We start from the raw sequence: 17,338 nt of genomic DNA, 5'->3' as shown, positions 1-17,338 counted from the left end.
GCCGCCGGGCCGACGTCAGGCCGAGACCGGTTCCTCGATGCGCAGGCCGCGCCCGCGCACGCCCTCGGCGACCCGGGTGAGCAGCGCGTCGAGCGTGACCAGGGCGGCGGAGAGCTCGCCGATCTGTTCGTTGAGCGTGTCCTCGGACCACGCGGAGACGTCGACGTCCCCCAGAGCACGGACGGCGGCCTGGAGCCGCTCCATCTCGTCGTTCGTACGCATGTTCGAAAGGCTATAACACCCCGCCCGCCGACACACCACAAACTCCGACATCGGCCCCGAAGTTACGGTTTCCGACACCTCAGGCGCGGTTTCCGGCCTCCGCCACCCGGGCCAGCAGCAGCGCCTCGGCCAGGCAGACCCGCGCGAACTCGCCCAGGTGCAGGCTCTCGTTCGGGCCGTGCGCCCGCGCGTGCGGATCCTCCACACCGGTCACCAGGATCGCGGCCCGCGGGAACATCTCCTGGAACGTGGCGATGAACGGGATCGACCCGCCCACCCCGATGTCGACCGGGTCGGTGCCGTCCCAGGCCGTCCGGAACGCCGACCGGGCCGCGTCGAACATCGGTCCGGAGGCGTCGATCACGCAGGGCGCACCGTCGTGCTCGAACGTCACCGACACCTGCGCACCCCACGGCGCGTGCCGTTCCAGGTGCGCGGTCAGCGCCGCGTACGCCTTCTTCGGGTCGTCGCCCGGCGCCAGCCGTACGCTCAGCTTCGCCTTCGCGGACGGCACCAGCGCGTTCGGCGCCTCGCCGGTGGACGGCGCGTCCACGCCGAGGATCGCCAGCGCCGGCTTGGTCCAGAGCCGGTCGGTGATCCGCCCGGTGCCGAACAGGGTCGCGCCGTCGACCAGCCCGGCCTCGGCGCGGAACCGGTCCTCCGGGTAGTCGACGCTGGCGCCCTCGTGGCCGACCAGCCCGTCCACCGCGACGTCACCGGCCTCGTCGTGCAGCGTGCCGAGCAGCTTCACCAGCGCGGTGAGCGCGTCCGGCACGGCGCCGCCGAACATGCCGCTGTGCACCGCGTGGTCGAGCGTGCGCACCTCCACGAAGCAGTTGACGATGCCGCGCAGCGAGGTGGTCAGAGCCGGTACGCCGACGTCCCAGTTCGTGGAGTCGGCGATCACGATGACGTCCGAGGCCAGGTCGTCGCGGTGCTCGGCGAGCAGCCGCTCCAGCGAGTCCGAGCCGTACTCCTCCTCGCCCTCGATGAACAGCACCACGCCGACCGGGAGGCGGTCGCCGTACGCGCGCAGCGCCGCGACGTGCGCCATGATGCCGGCCTTGTCGTCGGCGGCGCCGCGCCCGTAGAGGCGGCCGTCGCGCTCCACCGGCTCGAACGGGTCCGACTCCCACAGCGACAGGTCGCCGACCGGCTGCACGTCGTGGTGCGCGTACATCAGCACCGTGGGCGCGCCGGGCGGGGCCGCCTTCGTGCCGATCACCGCGGGCTGGCCGCCGGACCGGACGATCCGCGTGTCGAGGCCGCACCCGCGCAGCAGTTCCGCCACCGCCTCGGCGGAGCGCTCCACGTGCGAGTGGTCGAAGCCCTCGAAGGCGATGCCCGGGATACGGACGAGTCGCTCGAGGTCGGCCCGGACGCCGGGGAGTTCCCGCTCGACGGCGGCCCGCACCTCGGACTCGGAGAGGATCGGAGTGGTCATGACCGGAATCGTATGCTGGCCTTACCCGGCCCCGTCGGCCGAGCCCGATCGCCGCCCCACGCGTGTGTAGTAGCGATCCGCGTCGTGCGGCAGGTCCGGGGCGCCGTCGACGACCAGGTCCACCGCCGTCGCCGTACCGTCGGCGGCGAAGTGCGCCCGCTCCCCCGCGTGCCAGCGGCGCAGCTCCGGCAGGATCTGCTCGCCGTCGCGGGCCAGCGCCCGGCGCAGCCGCAGCTCGGCCGGAGCGGTGACCAGGACCGACAGCGTCAGCTCGGGGCGTACCGCGGCGCGGGCGGCGCTCACCCCTTCGACGATCAGCACCGGACCGGCCGGCACCGGCACCACCCGGTCCAGGAAGCGGCGGCGTACCCAGCTGTAGCGGCGGTAGCCGCCTGCCCGGCCGGCCCGCACCGGGCCGAGCACCTGCTCCTCCAGCCGGGTCCAGAAAGTGAGCTGGTCGTCCCAGCCGTCGAGCAGGTCGTCGGTGTGCACCAGCGGCGGACGCACGCCGCCCGCCCGCGCCGCGAGGGCGTCCGCGAGGCGCGTCGCGAACCGGCTCTTGCCCGCGCCGCTGGGCCCGTCGACGGCGACCAGCCGGGTACGCCCCAACCGCGCCGGACCGGCCAGCACGCGGCGGGCCAACCCGGCGTACGCCTCGATCACGGCCACGTTCACCCGACCGACGCTAACGTTCCCCCGTCCGCTGGAAACTGCGACCCGGGCGGACCGTTTCGCCGAGCGGCGGCGCGGTGCGCTGGGCATCATCGGGGGGTGCTCCATGACGTGATGTGTCCGGGCGTCGACGCCCTCCTGGAACAGGCCCGCGCCGGTCTCCGCCGGCTCACCCCGCACGAGACCGTCGAGGCGGTCCGTGGCGGTGCGCTGCTTATCGACACGCGTACCGAGGCGCAGCGCCGCGAGGAGGGTGAGCTGCCCGGCGCGATCGTCATCGACCGCACGGTGCTGGAGTGGCGGCTCGACCCGGCGAGCGCGTGGCGCATCCCGGAGGCCACCGGGTACGACCGCGAGATCGTCGTGGTGTGCCGGGAGGGGTACAGCTCCAGCCTGGCCGCCGCCAGCCTCCAGACGCTGGGGCTGCGGCAGGCCACCGACATGATCGGCGGGGTGCAGGGCTGGCGGGAGGCCGGGCTGCCGATGTCCGACCGCCCGGCCGACGTGCGCTACTGAGCCGCGCGCTCCACGGCGGCCGGGCCCACAGCCGCCGGGCCCACAGCCGCCGGCCGGACGACGCCCGGTGCCGGTGGCGCGCCGGGTGGCACGAACGGTAGTCCCGGCGGCGGGCCGGACTCGATCAGCCGCCACAGCGCGTCCGTGTCGAGGTGCTCCTCCACCAGGTCGCCGAGCAGGTCGAGCGTCCGCTCCCGGGCCGCCGCGAAGGACGTGTCCGGCGCGACCTTGAAGCCGGTCCGGCCGGCCGCCTCCGCGACCTCGGTCAGGAACCGGCGGCGGAACGCGTCCGAGGAGAAGGCGCCGTGCCAGTGCGTGCCGTGCACGGCGCCGAGGCGGGCGCCCTCACCGGTGCCGTCGGCGTAGCGCAGCAGCGGCGTGAGTCCCGGGTCGGCGGCCGTGACCCGGCCGTGGTGGATCTCGTAGCCGTGCACCGGCACGTCACCGGCGGCGGTGCCCTCGGCCCGGCGGACCGTCTTGCGGGGTTCGAAGGTGATCTCGAGGGGCAGCAGCCCGAGGCCCGGTACGGTGCCGCGGCGGCTCTCCACCGGGTCGTGGATCGCCCGGCCCAGCATCTGGAAGCCACCGCAGATGCCGAGCAGCGGCCGTCCGGCGGCGGCGTGCGCCAGGACCGCGTCGGCCAGGCCGGTCTCCCGCAGCCAGGCCAGGTCGGCGACAGTCGACTTGGTGCCGGGGAGCACCACCAGATCGGCGGCGGCCAGTTCGGCCGGCTCGACGGTGAGGCGTACCCGCACACCCGGCTCGGTGGCGAGGGCCTCGACGTCGGTGGCGTTGCTGATCCGGGGTAGCCGCACCACGGCGATGTCGAGCCAGTCGGTGCCCCGGGGCGCGGCCGGCCGGCCGAGCACCCGCCCGTACGCGAGCGAGTCCTCCGCGTCCAGCCACAGGTCCAGTGCCCAGGGCACCACCCCGTACGTCGGGCGGCCGGTGACCCGGTGCAGCATGTCCAGCCCCGGCTGGAGCAGCCCGCGGTCGCCCCGGAACTTGTTCACCACGAACCCGGCCAGCAGCGCCTGGTCGGCCGCGTCGAGCAGGGCGACGGTGCCGAACATCGACGCGAACACGCCGCCCCGGTCGATGTCGCCGACCACGATCGTGGGCAGCTCGGCCTGCCGCGCCAGCCCCATGTTGACGTAGTCGCCGTCACGCAGGTTGATCTCGGCGGGGCTGCCCGCGCCCTCGCAGATCACCACGTCGTACTCGGCCCGCAACTCGGCCAGCGCCGCGTACGCCGTGGTGGCGAGCCGGGCCCGTACCTCGTGGTAGTTGCCGGCGGTGACCGTGTCCACCGCCTCGCCGAGCAGCACCACCTGGCTGGCGTGGTCACTGCCCGGCTTGAGCAGAACCGGGTTGAACCGCAGGTCGGCGTCGAGCCCGCAGGCGGCGGCCTGCATCGCCTGGGCGCGGCCCAGTTCGCCGCCGCGACCGTCCGGACCGACCACCACGGCGGAGTTGTTCGACATGTTCTGTGCCTTGAACGGGGCGACCCGGACGCCCCGGCGGCGCAGCCAGCGGCAGATGCCGGCGGTGAGTACGCTCTTGCCGGCGTCGGAGGTGGTGCCGGCGACCAGCAGCCCGCCGCTCACCGCCCGCTCCCCCGGTGCCCGCTGCCCGCCTCGGCCGCGCTGCTCGAAGCGCGAGCCGCCCGGCCCGGGCCACGGGCCGCCCGGGTGAACGCGCCCAGCGCGGCCCGGCCGGCGGCCCCGGCCAGGCGGCCGACCGTCACCGGGTAGAGCGCGGCCAGGCCGAGCGCCGCCACACCCACCGCGCCGGAGATCCGGGCGGCACGCTTCAGGTGCCGTGCCTCGGGGCGGGGCCCGTCACCGAGGAACGGCCGGGTCTCGGCGCGGCCGAAGTAGACGTTGCGCCCACCGAGCCGGACGCCGAGCGCGCCCGCCATGGCCGCCTCGCACTGGCCGGCGTTCGGGCTCGGGTGGTCCGCCCGGTCCCGTCGCCACACGTGCCACGCGGCGGCCCGGTCCCCGTGCGCCACCGGCGCGACGGCCACCGTGAGCAGCCCGGTGAGCCGGGACGGCACCAGGTTCAGCGCGTCGTCCAGCCGGGCCGCCGGGGTGCCGAAGCGGGCGTACCGGGGAGAGCGGTGACCGACCATCGCGTCGAGCGTGTTGGCCGCCCGGTAGCCGAGCAGGCCGGGCAGGCCCGCGACCGCGCCCCAGACCAGCGGGGCGACCACGGCGTCGGAGGTGTTCTCGGCGACCGACTCGACTGTGGCGCGGGCGAGTTCGGGCTCGTCGAGGGCGGACGGGTCGCGCCCGCAGAGGTTGCCCAGGCGGGCCCGGGCGGCGGGCAGGTCGGCGCGGCCCAGCGACCGTGCCATCACCCGGGACTCGTGCCGCAGCGTGCGCCCACCGAGCACCGTCCAGGTGCCGGCGGCCACCAGCGCGGCCCGGGCCATCGGGTGGCGTCGGGTCGCCAGCGTGGCGGCGGCACCGAGCAGGACCGGCGCGCCGACGGCGAGCGCGGTGAACGCGGCGCCGGCCGTCCGGTCGGGGCGGTAGACCCGCCGTTCCAGCGCACCGGCCGCCCGGCCGAAGCCGGCCACCGGATGCCACCGGCGGGGGTCGCCGAGCAGCGCGTCGAACGCGTAGCCCGCCACCAACCCGGTCGCGTTCGCCATGGCGGTCGCCTGCCGCACCCGTCACCACCTCCGGCCGGCCAGCCTAGTCGTACCGCGGGGTGGTGACGCCGATGTCACCACCCCGCGCCCCCGTCGGACGAAGAGTCAGGCGGGCACCGGGGTACGCCGCCTGCTCCGGCGCCCCGACGCGGTCCCGCCCGCACCGCCCGGGCCCGCGCCGCCCGGCTCGCCCTCGCCCGGTCCGGCACCACCCGGCCCGTCGGCCTCCGGCGGCGTGACCTCGCCCAGTTCGTCGTCCTCGGCCGTCACCGGCCCGTCCTCCTCCACGCCGCCCAGCTCGTCCCCCTCCGGGCCGCCCGGCCCGGGGTCGAAGCCGGCGGCCTGCCGCACACCGGGCCGGTCGTCGAACGGGTCGGGCTCGCCCACCCGCTCGACGGTGCCGACCAGTCCGACCCGGCCCCCGTACTCCGGCGGCGGGAAGTCGTCGTCGAAGGGCCGGTCGTCGAACGTCGCCGGGGCCTGCGCGTCCGGCACCGGCTCGGTCGCCTCGCCGTGCACCCGCTGCTCGGCCGCCGCGTCCTCGACCGTGCTGGTGGCCGCGCGCGGCTGGTTACGCAGGAAGCGGGCGCGGCCCCGGGACAGGTCGTGCCCGACGGCGACCGCCTCCAGCTCGTAGAGCGTGCGGTGGGTGCCCGCCTCGTCGGTCCAGTCCCGCGTGTAGAGGCGCCCGGCCACGATCACCGGATCACCCACCGCCACCGAGGCGGCCACCCCCTCGGCGAGGCGGCGCCAGCAGTTGACGCGTACCCGAAGGCTGTTGCCGTCCACCCAGCGGCCGCTGTCGCGGTCGAGACGGCGCGCGGTCGAGGCGACCTTGAAGTTGGCCACCAACGTCCCGCTCTGCGTGGTCCGGCGCCACTCCGGCGCGGTCAGCACGTTGCCGACGATCGTCACGTACGTATCGAACATCGCCCCTCCCAGGGATCGACTTGTCCCGGTGAGCGTCGGCCGGACGCCCGGCCCGGGGCCACCCGCCGGCCCGGGCCTGTGGATGACGAGCCGCCCTGTGGACAACCACCTGATCAAGGTCCCGATCTGCTAGGCCGACCGGCCCTACGTGCCTGAGCTGCAAAGACGCACGATCGAGTGGAGCCGGCAAGCAGGCGTTCCGGAATCGCGCCGGTTGGGTAAGTACTTGATCAACCGAGAGAAAGGGAGCTCCCATGCTTCTCCGAGACGTCCGCGAGGCAGCGCGATGAGCGCCGTGGCGAACCCCGCGACCGTGGCCGAGTGCCTGCGGGTCGGCGCCGGGTTCTCCCAGGGCGACCGCAACTGGATCGCCGAACAGTTCGCGACCCTGGACGCCCGGCTCGCCGGCTTCCACGCCGACGCCACCGAGCTGGAGGTGTCCGTCAAGGATCGCGAGGCCCGGGGCCAGAAGGTGACCCTGGAGTGCTGGATCGCCGGGCGGCAGAAGATCGTCACCACCTCGTCCGAGGAGGATCTGCACGCCGCGCTCAACGACGTCCGGGACGACCTGCGCCGCAAGCTCAACGACGCGAAGACCCGGCAGGAGCCGCGCCACAACAAGCACCTGCGCGCCGTCGACCAACCCGAGGGCACCCCGTTGCAGGACGCCGAGCGCGAGGACGCCGAAACCGTCTGACGTCCGGCACGGCCCGCCCGCCCGGTGCCGGCGGGCGGGCCGCCCTGCGCCGAGGCGTTGTTAACAAGGGGCCCTTCCTCTACCGGAGGCGTTAACAAGGGCCCCCTCCTTTCACCACCCCTACCGCCGGGTAGCGAGGCGGCGTACCGTCGCGGTCGTGGAACCGGACGTGCTGGGCGCCCCCTACGAGCGGCGGACGATCGAGCTGGGCACCGACGACGAGGGGCCGGTGGTCGCGACCCTCGTGCGGCGGCGCGCCGACCGTCCGACCGGCCGCGCCGTGCTCTACGTGCACGGCTTCGTCGACTACTTCTTCCAGACCCACGTCGCCGACTTCTTCGCCGAGCGCGGCTGGGACTTCTACGCGCTCGACCTGCGCAAGTACGGCCGCAGCCTGCTCCCGCACCAGACCCCGAACTTCTGCCGCGACCTGAGCGACTACTTCCCCGAGCTGGACGCCGCCGCCGAGATCATCCGCGCCGAGGAGGGCCACGACACCCTCCTCGCCATGGGGCACTCGACCGGCGGCCTGATCATCTCGCTCTGGTCGCACGACCGCCGCGACGCCGGCCTGGTCGACGGCATCGTGCTCAACAGCCCCTTCTTCGACATCAACGCGCCCTGGATGGTCCGCCGGCCCCTCGCGGCCGCCGTCTCCCGCCTGGGCCGCAGGGCGCCGCAGCGTGTCCTGCCGTTCGGCCTGGGCACGGTGTACGGCGAGAGCCTGCACGCCGACCACCGGGGCGAGTGGCGGTACGACCTGGCCTGGAAGCCGCTCGCCGGGTTCCCGGTCCGGGCCGGCTGGATCAACGCGATTCGCGCCGGTCAGCGCCGCCTGCGGGCCGGGCTGGACATCCCGGTGCCGGTGCTGCTCGCCTGTTCCACGCGTAGCTTCCGGGGCACCAAGTGGCACGACAGCGCCACCGGCGCCGACGCGGTGCTCGACGTCGAGCACATGGTGCGCTGGGCGCCGCGCCTCGGCCGGCACATCACGCTGGCCCGCTTCGACGGCGGGCTGCACGACCTCACGCTGTCCAGTCCCGGCGTACGCGAGAAGGTCTTCGCGGAGGTCGGACGGTGGGCGGAGGGATTCCTGCGCGCCGGACCGACCGAACCGGAGCCGACAACGCCGCCGTCACCGCGCCGGCCGGCCGACGCGACCACCGAGGGCTGATTCGATCGCGCTACCCGGCCGCCTCTTGCTCGGCGGGCCCGGCCACCCAGGGATCGGCAGGGTCGGTCGGCTGGGCCGGGGGTCGGCTCAGTCGTTGACGACCGCCGCGAGCGCGGCGCGGATCCGGTCGAACGTGGCGACCGGGTGACCGCCCGCCCGCGGCGGCAGCACCACGCCCAGGCACCGCAGTGCCGGCCCGCCGTCCGGCCCGGCCTCGACCGCGAACACCGGCGCGCCCACGTAGCCCGCTGGTAGTTCCGTCGTGACCCGCACCTCGCCGCCGTCCCGGGCGACCCGCTCGACCACCGCTTCCAGCGGCCGCGACCCGCCGTCGCCGACACCGAGCGCCAGCACGAACGCCGAGGCGGGCGCCGCGCCGATCCGCGCGACCGCGTCGGCCGGCGCGGCCACCGCCTCGGTGACCTGCTGGGTACGCCAGCGCCAGCCCCGATCGTCGGCCCAGCCGTGCAGGCCGCCGGTCGGCATCGCGGCGAGCCCCAGTTCCGGCAGGTGCAGCCAGTGGTCGGCGAAACCGGGCAGGTCGATCGGCTCGTCCGCCCCCTCGGCCGGGTCGGTGACGCTCGGCCGCAAGCCGATCTCGCCGTACGCCCGGTCGGTGAGCGCGTCGGCGGTGAGCAGCCACTCGTGCGCGACCTCGCCGTCGTCGGTCGCGCCGACCATCTCGCTGTAGAAGAAGGCCGTGCCGAGAACGCCGGCCGGCGCGCCCGGCGCATCCGAGCCGGTGAGGGGCAGGATCGCCCGCCCGAGGAGCTGACACAGCTCGAAGACGATCTCGTTCTCGGTTTCCTGGTCGAGCAGCATCCGACGAGGGTACGGATCGCGTCCCGCCTGGCCCGCGCGGGACCCGCCGGAACTGTGGTGCCGGCCCGGACCCCGGCGTGGGACGCTGAGGGGCGGAACGGACGCGCCGACCCGTGCCCCCGGCCACGTGCGGACCGGCGGTACCCTCTTGGCGCGACGACCGTCGGCGCGCGCCCGTAGCTCAGCGGATAGAGCAGGGGACTTCTAATCCCAAGGCCGCAGGTTCGAATCCTGCCGGGCGCACCACCGTTATCGCAGGTCGGCGGCTTGGCGCTCGGTCGAATCGATCACCACGACCCACGTACGGCCAAGTCAGCCGACGAAGTGCTGCGCGGCCTCGTCCACGGCGGCCCGCTCGATCTCCCACAGGACGTGGGCGTAGGTATTCGTCGTCAGGCGGATCTGGCTGTGACCGAGCACCTTCGTCACCGTCCGGGGCGAGGCACCGGAGACGAGCAGGAACGTCGCGCAGGCGTGGTGCAGGTCGTGCAGCCGCAGCCACAGTCGAGGCCGCCGCCGGACCTTCTGCCACGTCCGGTCGATGTGGTCCGGATCCATCGGCGTACCGACCTGGGCGGGAAGACCAGACCGTGATCCTGCTACCGCTCCCCCGCCGCACGTCAAGACGGCCCGCGAAGCGGGCCGCGCCGGCCTGTGACGCTGGGGACGACCAGCACCTGAAGACCCCGGGGCTCTGCCCCGAGCCCCGGGCCTCCTCAGAGATCAGATCCTTCGCTCTTGACGTTGTCGATGGACAGCGATGCACGCGTCGCCGGCCGGCCGCCGTTCAGTCCAGCGTGAGCGCGGGATCCAGGGCCACCGCGGTTAGCTGCGCGAGGGTGAGGGGTGGGTTCTCCCCATCGGCAGCCATGGTCGCTATCAGGCGCGTCCCGTCCGACCGCTCGACCGCGATGCCGTAATGAGTCGAGAACCTGTCGCTGGTCGGTGCAGTGGGCATTCCGCGGAGTGTCAGACTCCGGTTCTTGGGCGACGACGTGATCGGGACCTGGCTCGATGCTGTCCGGATTTTCTCGCCGGCCGGTCCCGTGCTGTCGACGCAGCTCTTGCCCTGGGTCTTCTCCGGAATGCAGGGAACGACCCGACGGTCCCAGTCCTGCTCCACCTGCAGCGAGAAGTATCCGGTCCGATCGCCGGCACGGATCGGACCCTGCCCGAAGTAGAGTTTCGTCGAGTTGACAGGGTTCCACGTCACCACGTCGCCGTCCGACGGCCAATCTTTGGTGATCCATTCGACGTCGGGCGCCTCGCGCTCCAGCGCCGCGAAGACGGCAAGGTCATTCGTGCTGAAGGTCTTCCCCGGTTCCGGGCGTGGGGTCCGCGCCGGCTGTGCAGTCGGGCTCGGGGAGGACGACGATGTCGGTAGGTCCGGCCCGGACCCGCCAACGATGGCGAGCGGGACGGCGACCCCGAGTACCGCAGCGGCCACCAAGGTCGCCAGCCGGTGCCGCCGACGCTGCTGGCGCTGCTGGCGGATGACCTGCTCTACATCGATAGAGGTGGGTGGGATCTCGCCGACCGCCTCCCGGAAAACCGTCTGATAGCTCATGCTTCCCCTCCGTTCCTCGCCCGAATCCGCGTCCCGTCCCACGTCGCCAGCAGGCGTAGGCTCTCCAACCCCCGTGCGGCCTGGCTCTTCACCGTGCCGGTGCTGATGCCCAGGACCCGCGCCGTCTCCTCGACCGACAGGTCGCACCAGAACCGCAGGACGATCACTGCCCGTCGGCGCGGCGGCAGCTGGGACAGCAGGTCGAGGAGGTGTTCCCGGTCGGCCAGCGCAGCCTCGGAGAACTCCGCGTCCGCCCGCTCGGGCGGGTTGTCGGTGCTCCGTTCGCGCCGCCACGGCCGGCGCCGTTCGTCCAGCCAGGCGTTGGTGAGCATTGCCCGGACATACGCGTCGACGTTCTCCATCGCGCGGACCCGGTGCCAGTGGCGGTACAGCTTCCCGATCGTGATGGACACGAGGTCGTCGGCGGTGTGCCAGTTACGGCATAGCAGGTACGCCGTCACTCGCAGCGTTTCCAGGCGGGCCGTCACGAACTGCCGGTACTCGTCCTCGTCGGCGCGATTCATCGCGCCACGTCTCTTGTCGGTCTCATATGTGGGGAACGGTACGGCTGGCCGAGGAGGTTGCCCTCGGCCGGAAAGGATCGTCAACGACGGACCGGCTGACCAGGCGCGTGATCGCCTGACCAGCCATCCGCGATCTTCTTCAAGTCCCAACGCCGCAGGTGCGAGTCTCTCCGGGCGCCGCGGACGGGCCGTACGGCTGGCACAGAAACCCATCAATAAATCGCCTCGAACGCTTACCCTGTCGCGCGTGCCAACCGATATCTACGGCTTTTTCGAGGTCCGGCATCCCCATGCCGACGCGGACTGGCACGGGCGGGAGTCGTGGTTGTGCATGATGCCGCTGTCCCCGCTCTACGACGATGGCGACTACACGGCGTTCGGTTGCCTGTTCGGTGTGCGGAACTGGCTCGGCTGGGAGCCGGTTGCGGCTGGCCGCGGCCTGCCGGCGGAGGTATCAAGCCCGGTACGAGCCGACTACGACGAGGCCGTGCGGATGGATGCTGCCATCCATGGCGCTACCTGGGTTTCCTGGGCCGAGTTGCGTGACCTTGACATGTCGGTGCCTCCTGCGGCCTGCGGGGTGCTGCGCGTGCACGAGGCGCCGGGGCTGATTCGTCAGTTCCGGGTGGTTGACGAGTGGCCCGCCGAGGTCGTTGGGAAGTATGGCGTTCCTCCGGTCGGCACATCGCCTGCCGAGGTCACCGGGCCGCTGGGAAGAAGCCGGGGTCGCGTTCGAGTACGGGCCGATGACCCGGCAGGACGTCGTCGGTCCGGGAACCGGGTGGGAGCACGTCTTCGCCGTGATGCGCGCACTGGCGCAGCGCTTCGGCGATGACGGCGTGCGCCTGGTCGTGTGGTTCGACTAGAGCGGCGGGCGCTCAGCAGAAACGGCACGCTCGCGGCTGTACAGCCAAGTCGGCGGACGACGAAACACGCTGTCATGCCGATAGCCGCGCGTGCCTTGCCGCAATAGCGTGGTCGGCGTGACGGAGCCTGACTACAGCCTCGCGAAGATCAGGGTCCTGGAGTTCGACGACTCCGTACGCAAGCGGCCCGGTATGTACTTCGGGGTGGGCAGGGACGATCCGCGTCTGGCGACTCGGGTGCTGTGCACGGTCGTGGGGCACGCGTTTCATCCGGCCACCCGGGTCGCCGCGAGCCACTCACCCGACGTCGTAGCGGAGATCACCGCTGATCTCGTCTTCTCGGTGACCGACGATCAGGCGGACGTCCTCACCGGCCCGGGCATGCCGAGGCTCGGCTACTACGACTCGCTGCTCACCAGCGAGCGCTGGTCGAGCGCCGCCGCGGCGGCGGTGAGTTCGCAGACCACTGTCGAGGTCTGGCGACACGGCCACGGCTATCGGCAGCGCCTCGTCGGCTTGCGGCCGGTCGAGCCACCTGCGGAGTTCTCCGCTCCCGTCGGAGCCGGCACCCGTGTGGCCTTCGTCCTCGATCCCGCCTACTTCGGCTCGGCCGCGATCACCACCGATGTCGCCGGCCTCCACGTGCACGGCCCGGACTGCACCGACACCACCGGGTCCGGCACGGTCGTCATTCGGGACCACAGAGAGCGGAGTCGAACTCGTGCGGGTCGAGCGTCCGGTACCGCGCGATGAACGGCTCCAGGTCGAGGTCGGTGAGGGCGGCGGGCGTTCGGGCCATCACCGCCGGTTGAGCCACTCCTGTGCCTGTAGGTTGTGGACGCCATGGAGTTCCCCGAGTTCGCGTTGATGGTGGCCTACGTCGTCCTGGTGCTGCTCGCGCTGGCGTGGCCGTTGCTCGTGGTTGGCGCCGTCGCGCTGCCCCTGTGGGGTCTGCTCGTCCTGGTGAACGGGCGAAGGCGAAGGAGCCCTCCCGGCCCGGCCAGACGGCAGAGACGTGCCGGATGGATGCTGATCGCCGGGCCGGTGCTGACGGGACTCGCCTCGTACGGTTACGGACTGAGCCGAATGCCGTCCGGATTGCCGACCGACCCCGACGACAGGTGTCGGATCGCGATGGGTGGTGACATGCCGTACGACCCGGAGCGAGCCGGCGGGTCGTCGTCCATGTGGCCGCTGCATGACACCACCTGCGGGCCGGAGTTGGTGCCGGGGTTCGTCAACCCGTTGGTAGCCGGTTCGGCTGTCGTGTCCGTGGTGCTCGTCGCGATCATGGCGTGGATGACGATCAGGCAGTCGTCAGCGCCGCCAAGGCCCGGTCCATCGCGGCGTTGAACTCCTCCGGGGTCAGCGTCAGCCGGGACTTGACGTCGCGGCTCCACTGGTCGGCGAGCACCTCGGCGGCGCCCGCCTCGACGCCGTCGAGCACCGCGTCGGCCAGATCCGACGGCGCGATCTTGTCGACGGGCCAGCCGGCTGACATGTCGGTGTCGGCCAGGCCGAGGTGTACCGCCGTCACGAGCGTGCCCTGGTCGGCGAGTTCCAGGCGTACGCCGTTCGTCATCGCCCACGCGGCGGCCTTGGTCAGGTGGTAGGCGCCGGCACCCCTGGTCCCGAACCACGACATGGCGGAGAGCACGTTCACGATTCCGCCTCCGCCGTTGCGGGCCAGCGCCGGGGCGAAGGCCCGGATCATCTCCAGGTGGCCGAGCACGTTCGTCTCCACCTCGTGCCGCACCGCGTCCAGCGAACCGGTCACCAGGTCGGTTCCGGTCTGGATTCCGGCGTTGTTGACGAGCAGCGTGACGTCCGGGGCGGCAGCGGCGACGGCCCGTACGGATGCGGGACTGGTGATGTCCAGCGGCAGCACTTCGACGCCTGGTAGGTCGACGGTTTCGGGGCGGCGGGCGGTCGCGTAGACCTTGCGGGCGCCGCGTTCGCGCAGGCGCTGGGCGAAGGCGCGGCCCAGGCCACGGTTGGCTCCGGTGACGAGGGCTACCGAGTTGGTGATGTCCATGCCCGGTACGCTAAAACCTGACGTTGACGTCAGAGGCAAGTGCGGACCGCCCGGATCGGAGTGAGAGGAGCCACATGCCCGAGACCCTGATCCGTATCGGCGAGGTGGCGCGCGGCGCCGGTGTCTCGGTGCGCGCCGTGCGCTACTACGAGGAACAGGGTCTCCTCGTCCCCAGGCGCAGTGCGTCCGGCCAGCGCCTCTACCGGCCGGACACGGTCACGCTGGTGCGCTTCATCCAGCAGATGTACGCCGCCGGCCTGACCAGCAGCCGGATCGCGGAGCTCCTGCCGTGCTGGGACTCCGGGCACACCGACCCCGCGCAGCGGGCGATGCTGCGCGCCGAGCGCGAGCGCATCCAGGCCAAGGTCGACGACCTGCGGGCCGCACTGGACCGCCTCGACGAGGTCATCGCGATCACCGATTCGCACCCGTAGGCGCGACCGCCCGCGCAAGGGGGAAGACTACGGACGGGCGTTCTCGCGGGAAGCACGCAACGCGCCGACGACCGCCAACCCCGCGCCGCCGAGCGCGACAGCCGTTTCCACCGCCGAGGACACCTCAAGGGCGCTTCCCGCCGGAGCACCCACGCTCACCATGACTCCCGGTTGCAGGAAGGCGTCCTCGGCGGGCTCGACAAGCGTCCACCAGCTCACCCACATGGCGGCGAGATCCGCGCAGGCCCGCACGGCGACCAGCGCCAGCAGGACCATGCCCGCCGTGAGAAGCCCGCGCCGGTCTCCCCGCCATCCGGACGACGCCAGCACCGCGGCGGTCACGAGAACGGCGAGCAGCGTCGGCTGCAGCGCCAGGAGCAGGTCGAGCAGCGGCGGGTCGCCGGGCGTCGCCGCCACGCTCAGCCCGCACCAGACGAGCACTGCCACCGCCAGGACCGCCGTCACCACCCCCCGCCGTCCGCCGCGTGCCGGCAGCGCCGGCACGGCAAGGGCAAGCAGGAGTACGCCGAGAGCCAGGCCCCAGGCGGTCAGCCGCTGCCGGTCCAGGCCCTCCCGCAAGCTCTCCAGCAGGTGCGCCAGCGTCGCCGCCCGACTCCCTGCCGACTCGCCCGCGTCCGCCGCCTGTTCCCGGTGCCAGTGCAGGTTCGCGGCTGCCACCAGTGCGAACAGCCCGGCGCCGGCGGCGACGCTCCACCTCACCCGGGGCGCACCGGAAGCGGTGAGCGCGTGGCCGCACAACGCCGCCAGCGTGACCACCGCCCACAGGAGCGACGCTTCCCGCATGGCGAGCAGTGCCGCTCCGACCGACAGCAGACCGGCCACGACCGCGGCGACTCGAAGGCCTGACGACAGACGCATGGCGGAGACAGTGGCACAGGAATCCTGGTCGCGTTGACCCGCCGGTTTCGTCGGTGGTCTCGGGCATGATCGCGTGCGCCGCCGGACGTGGCGGCGACGAGCGGGATCACCGGGAGGTAGCGTGGGCGCATCGGGATGGAGCTACTTCGTGGCGTACCAGCCGGACGCCCAGGCCGCGTTGGACGAACTGCGCCGACAGGTCTTCGAGACCGGCGACTACTGGTGGGCGGTGCCGGGCGGGTTCGGCGCTTCCGCCGCCGACTTCCCGGACCGTCCCCGCAGCGAGGAGGAGCTGTGGGCGGACGAGCGGGTGCAGGAGTCCGGCACACACTCCATCCTCGACATGACGCGGGTGCTGGCCGACGGCGAGGAACCCGGCTTCGGGGCGTTCCAGCGGGTGACGGAGGCGGAGGCGCTCGCACGAGCGGGCGTCGCCCGGCCGACCCGCGCTCACGTCGAGGCGCTCGAGCCGCTGGCCGAGCAGCGCTGGTTCGGCCGGTACGCCGTCCTGCACGACGAGGCGGGTGCCCCGAACGAGCTCTACTTCTGGGGGTTCTCCGGGGACTAGCGTGCCGCGCCGGCGAGCAGCCACCGCCGGACGGGCACCTCCAGCAGCACCCGTTCACTGTCCGGGGTGACGGGCTGCCGGATGTCCCATCCCCCGTACTTCTCCGCGAACGCCGTGACGATCGCGGGCGGGAAGTCGGCCCGGTGCACCCGAGCCTCGCCCTCCGCGACGACCGGGTGGACGCCGTCCTCCAGGGCGAGCGAGACGCGGGGGTCGGCCGCCACGTTGCGGGCCTTGACGCTGCGGCCCTCGCAGCCGATCCACCAGACGTCGTCGGCGTAGACGAACCACACCGGCGTCACGTGCGGGGAGCCGTCCCGGCGCAGCGTGCAGAGCCAGACGTTGCGCTCGCGGGCGAGCCGGTCCGCGACGGCCGGCGGAAGCGGGGTTGCGGGAGAGGAGGCCATGCGACAAGTGGATCAGGTGTCACGCGGCGACTGAAGAGGTTCGCCTCCGGACGGGCCGGCCCGCTCCCGGCGAGCCGCGTGCCACACCCGCATCCCCATGACGGTGAGAAGCGTCAACGTGAACACGCCGACTGATTGCGCGGTCCGGTCGACGCGCTCGCTGATGCACCTGCGGAATGCCAGATCCAGGTAGGTGTCCCTCTCCTCCGAGTAGGGCTGGTTGCGCCAGTGCCCGAGATCCATGGCGACCGCGTTGCCGCAGCTGGTGCCCGCCGTGTGGTCACCGAAGCCGATCCGGATCGGCATGAGCAGCAACAACGCGATCACGACCGCGCCGAGCAGCACCACGAGGAAGGGGCCGGGCCGCAGGACCGGCGGGGACTCCGCAGTCATCCCGCGGAGTATGCCTGCCCGGCGCCCGCCCCACCGCCCCGCGACCGGCTCACTCGCAGATCCGCCACTCCCCGTCCTCCTTGACCATCGGGAACGACTGGGTCACGTTGGTGCCGGTGGCCGGGGTGAAGCGGATGGTCGTCGACCCGCTCACCCGCCCGTTGTTGTTCGACACGTTGAGCCCGGTGATCTGGTAGTCGGTGAACTCCGGCTGGGAGGACTGCTGCCGGGTGAAGTCCTCCTCGCTGACCCGGTCGCGTACGCGGGAGCAGAGCTGCCGGTACGCGGCGGGATAGTCGCGGTCGACGATCGCCTCGGCATAGGTCTGCGCTGTGGACCGGGCCGGGCCGGTCGCTTCCTGCACGGCACGGAAGAGGAAGAATCCGGCGAGCACACCGCCGGAACAACAGATCGCCAGCACGACGCCGAGCACGATGAACAGGGTTCGCTTGGACTTCTTCGGCGGCACCATGGCCGGCTGGTATGCCATACCCCGCAGGGTAGGAAACCTCGGCAACCGTAAACCGGA

22 protein-coding genes, 1 tRNA gene and 1 pseudogene are annotated in these 17,338 nt (G+C 72.7%); 9 read left to right on the top strand and 15 right to left on the bottom strand.

Features of this window, described 5'->3' with window-relative positions; genetic code table 11:
• Positions 1–15: 15 nt before the first annotated feature.
• From O7604_RS15490 to O7604_RS15480, 3 genes and pseudogenes are all read right to left on the bottom strand, one after another.
• Positions 16–222, bottom strand: a complete 207-nt coding sequence (locus O7604_RS15490) for a hypothetical protein (protein WP_030273275.1) — start codon at positions 220–222, stop codon at positions 16–18.
• Positions 223–301: 79 nt separating this feature from the next.
• Positions 302–1,666, bottom strand: a complete 1,365-nt coding sequence (locus O7604_RS15485; protein ID WP_269704490.1) for a dipeptidase — start codon at positions 1,664–1,666, stop codon at positions 302–304.
• A 24-nt stretch (positions 1,667–1,690) separates the two neighbouring features.
• Positions 1,691–2,446, bottom strand: a pseudogene (locus O7604_RS15480) (hypothetical protein); the annotation flags it as partial.
• A gap of 6 nt (positions 2,447–2,452) precedes the next feature.
• Here O7604_RS15480 and O7604_RS15475 point away from each other — a divergent pair.
• Positions 2,453–2,854 (top strand): rhodanese-like domain-containing protein, encoded by a 402-nt coding sequence (locus O7604_RS15475; RefSeq protein ID WP_013288093.1) that lies wholly within the window; start codon positions 2,453–2,455, stop codon positions 2,852–2,854.
• Here the strand turns inward: O7604_RS15475 and O7604_RS15470 are convergent.
• The 3 genes from O7604_RS15470 to ssb all read right to left on the bottom strand — a co-directional run bounded on the left by O7604_RS15470 (position 2,848) and on the right by ssb (position 6,443).
• Positions 2,848–4,461, bottom strand: a complete 1,614-nt coding sequence (locus tag O7604_RS15470) for a cobyric acid synthase (protein ID WP_281576955.1) — start codon at positions 4,459–4,461, stop codon at positions 2,848–2,850. The two genes, O7604_RS15475 and O7604_RS15470, sit on opposite strands and share 7 nt — an antisense overlap.
• Positions 4,458–5,513: a cobalamin biosynthesis protein gene (locus tag O7604_RS15465; RefSeq protein ID WP_281579969.1), complete on the bottom strand. Its 1,056-nt coding sequence runs from the start codon at positions 5,511–5,513 to the stop codon at positions 4,458–4,460. The genes O7604_RS15470 and O7604_RS15465 overlap by 4 nt, the downstream gene beginning before the upstream one ends.
• 105 nt (positions 5,514–5,618) lie before the next feature.
• Positions 5,619–6,443, bottom strand: coding sequence for a single-stranded DNA-binding protein (ssb, locus tag O7604_RS15460; RefSeq protein ID WP_269704487.1), 825 nt, complete (start codon positions 6,441–6,443; stop codon positions 5,619–5,621).
• A 286-nt stretch (positions 6,444–6,729) separates the two neighbouring features.
• Here ssb and O7604_RS15455 point away from each other — a divergent pair, with 286 nt between their 5' ends.
• On the top strand, positions 6,730–7,140 hold the full coding sequence (locus O7604_RS15455) for an HPF/RaiA family ribosome-associated protein (protein ID WP_269704486.1): 411 nt from the start codon (positions 6,730–6,732) through the stop codon (positions 7,138–7,140).
• A 157-nt stretch (positions 7,141–7,297) separates the two neighbouring features.
• Positions 7,298–8,314, top strand: coding sequence for an alpha/beta hydrolase (locus O7604_RS15450; RefSeq protein WP_269704485.1), 1,017 nt, complete (start codon positions 7,298–7,300; stop codon positions 8,312–8,314).
• Between the two features lie 87 nt (positions 8,315–8,401).
• Here the strand turns inward: O7604_RS15450 and O7604_RS15445 are convergent, their stop codons facing one another.
• Entirely contained in the window at positions 8,402–9,136 is a 735-nt protein-coding gene (locus O7604_RS15445; RefSeq protein ID WP_269704484.1) for a hypothetical protein, read from the bottom strand.
• A gap of 170 nt (positions 9,137–9,306) precedes the next feature.
• Between O7604_RS15445 and O7604_RS15440 the strand changes: the two genes are divergently transcribed.
• Positions 9,307–9,382, top strand: a tRNA-Arg gene (locus O7604_RS15440).
• Between the two features lie 66 nt (positions 9,383–9,448).
• Here O7604_RS15440 and O7604_RS15435 read toward each other — a convergent pair.
• The 3 genes from O7604_RS15435 to O7604_RS15425 all read right to left on the bottom strand — a co-directional run bounded on the left by O7604_RS15435 (position 9,449) and on the right by O7604_RS15425 (position 11,227).
• Positions 9,449–9,694 (bottom strand): tyrosine-type recombinase/integrase, encoded by a 246-nt coding sequence (locus tag O7604_RS15435; protein ID WP_269704483.1) that lies wholly within the window; start codon positions 9,692–9,694, stop codon positions 9,449–9,451.
• Positions 9,695–9,923: 229 nt separating this feature from the next.
• Entirely contained in the window at positions 9,924–10,703 is a 780-nt protein-coding gene (locus O7604_RS15430; RefSeq protein ID WP_269704482.1) for a hypothetical protein, read from the bottom strand.
• The gene (locus O7604_RS15425; RefSeq protein ID WP_269704481.1) at positions 10,700–11,227 is read right to left on the bottom strand and encodes a SigE family RNA polymerase sigma factor; all 528 of its coding nucleotides are present in this window, start codon (positions 11,225–11,227) and stop codon (positions 10,700–10,702) included. Before O7604_RS15425 ends, O7604_RS15430 begins: the two co-directional genes overlap by 4 nt.
• Positions 11,228–11,474: 247 nt before the next feature.
• Here O7604_RS15425 and O7604_RS15420 point away from each other — a divergent pair, with 247 nt between their 5' ends.
• The 3 genes from O7604_RS15420 (at position 11,475) to O7604_RS15410 (ending at position 13,446) form a co-directional block, all read left to right on the top strand.
• On the top strand, positions 11,475–12,062 hold the full coding sequence (locus O7604_RS15420) for a hypothetical protein (protein ID WP_269704480.1): 588 nt from the start codon (positions 11,475–11,477) through the stop codon (positions 12,060–12,062).
• A gap of 139 nt (positions 12,063–12,201) precedes the next feature.
• Positions 12,202–12,846 (top strand): hypothetical protein, encoded by a 645-nt coding sequence (locus O7604_RS15415; protein ID WP_281576954.1) that lies wholly within the window; start codon positions 12,202–12,204, stop codon positions 12,844–12,846.
• Positions 12,847–12,936: 90 nt separating this feature from the next.
• Positions 12,937–13,446: a hypothetical protein gene (locus O7604_RS15410; RefSeq protein ID WP_281576953.1), complete on the top strand. Its 510-nt coding sequence runs from the start codon at positions 12,937–12,939 to the stop codon at positions 13,444–13,446.
• Here the strand turns inward: O7604_RS15410 and O7604_RS15405 are convergent.
• Complete coding sequence (locus tag O7604_RS15405) at positions 13,400–14,128, bottom strand: SDR family oxidoreductase (protein WP_281576952.1); 729 nt, start codon at positions 14,126–14,128, stop codon at positions 13,400–13,402. The genes O7604_RS15410 and O7604_RS15405 overlap by 47 nt on opposite strands.
• A gap of 74 nt (positions 14,129–14,202) precedes the next feature.
• Between O7604_RS15405 and O7604_RS15400 the strand changes: the two genes are divergently transcribed.
• Positions 14,203–14,562 carry a MerR family transcriptional regulator gene (locus tag O7604_RS15400; RefSeq protein WP_269704476.1) on the top strand — a complete coding sequence of 120 codons (360 nt, stop codon included), beginning with the start codon at positions 14,203–14,205 and terminating at the stop codon, positions 14,560–14,562.
• A 27-nt stretch (positions 14,563–14,589) separates the two neighbouring features.
• Here the strand turns inward: O7604_RS15400 and O7604_RS15395 are convergent, their stop codons facing one another.
• Positions 14,590–15,441: an aminopeptidase gene (locus O7604_RS15395; RefSeq protein WP_281576951.1), complete on the bottom strand. Its 852-nt coding sequence runs from the start codon at positions 15,439–15,441 to the stop codon at positions 14,590–14,592.
• A gap of 121 nt (positions 15,442–15,562) precedes the next feature.
• Between O7604_RS15395 and O7604_RS15390 the strand changes: the two genes are divergently transcribed.
• Complete coding sequence (locus O7604_RS15390; RefSeq protein WP_281576950.1) at positions 15,563–16,009, top strand: hypothetical protein; 447 nt, start codon at positions 15,563–15,565, stop codon at positions 16,007–16,009.
• Here the strand turns inward: O7604_RS15390 and O7604_RS15385 are convergent.
• From O7604_RS15385 to O7604_RS15375, 3 genes are read right to left on the bottom strand one after another with little or no spacing between them, the layout of a single operon-like run.
• Positions 16,006–16,416, bottom strand: coding sequence for a TIGR03618 family F420-dependent PPOX class oxidoreductase (locus O7604_RS15385; RefSeq protein WP_281576949.1), 411 nt, complete (start codon positions 16,414–16,416; stop codon positions 16,006–16,008). The two genes, O7604_RS15390 and O7604_RS15385, sit on opposite strands and share 4 nt — an antisense overlap.
• A 12-nt stretch (positions 16,417–16,428) precedes the next feature.
• Entirely contained in the window at positions 16,429–16,809 is a 381-nt protein-coding gene (locus O7604_RS15380; RefSeq protein ID WP_281576948.1) for a hypothetical protein, read from the bottom strand.
• Between the two features lie 49 nt (positions 16,810–16,858).
• The gene (locus tag O7604_RS15375) at positions 16,859–17,299 is read right to left on the bottom strand and encodes a hypothetical protein (protein ID WP_269704471.1); all 441 of its coding nucleotides are present in this window, start codon (positions 17,297–17,299) and stop codon (positions 16,859–16,861) included.
• Positions 17,300–17,338 lie beyond the last annotated feature (39 nt).

This window comes from Micromonospora sp. WMMA1947 (assembly GCF_027497355.1).
Classification (GTDB): domain Bacteria; phylum Actinomycetota; class Actinomycetes; order Mycobacteriales; family Micromonosporaceae; genus Micromonospora.
Note: the sequence above shows the minus strand (reverse complement) of the source record. Positions and strands in the feature narration are given on the sequence as shown.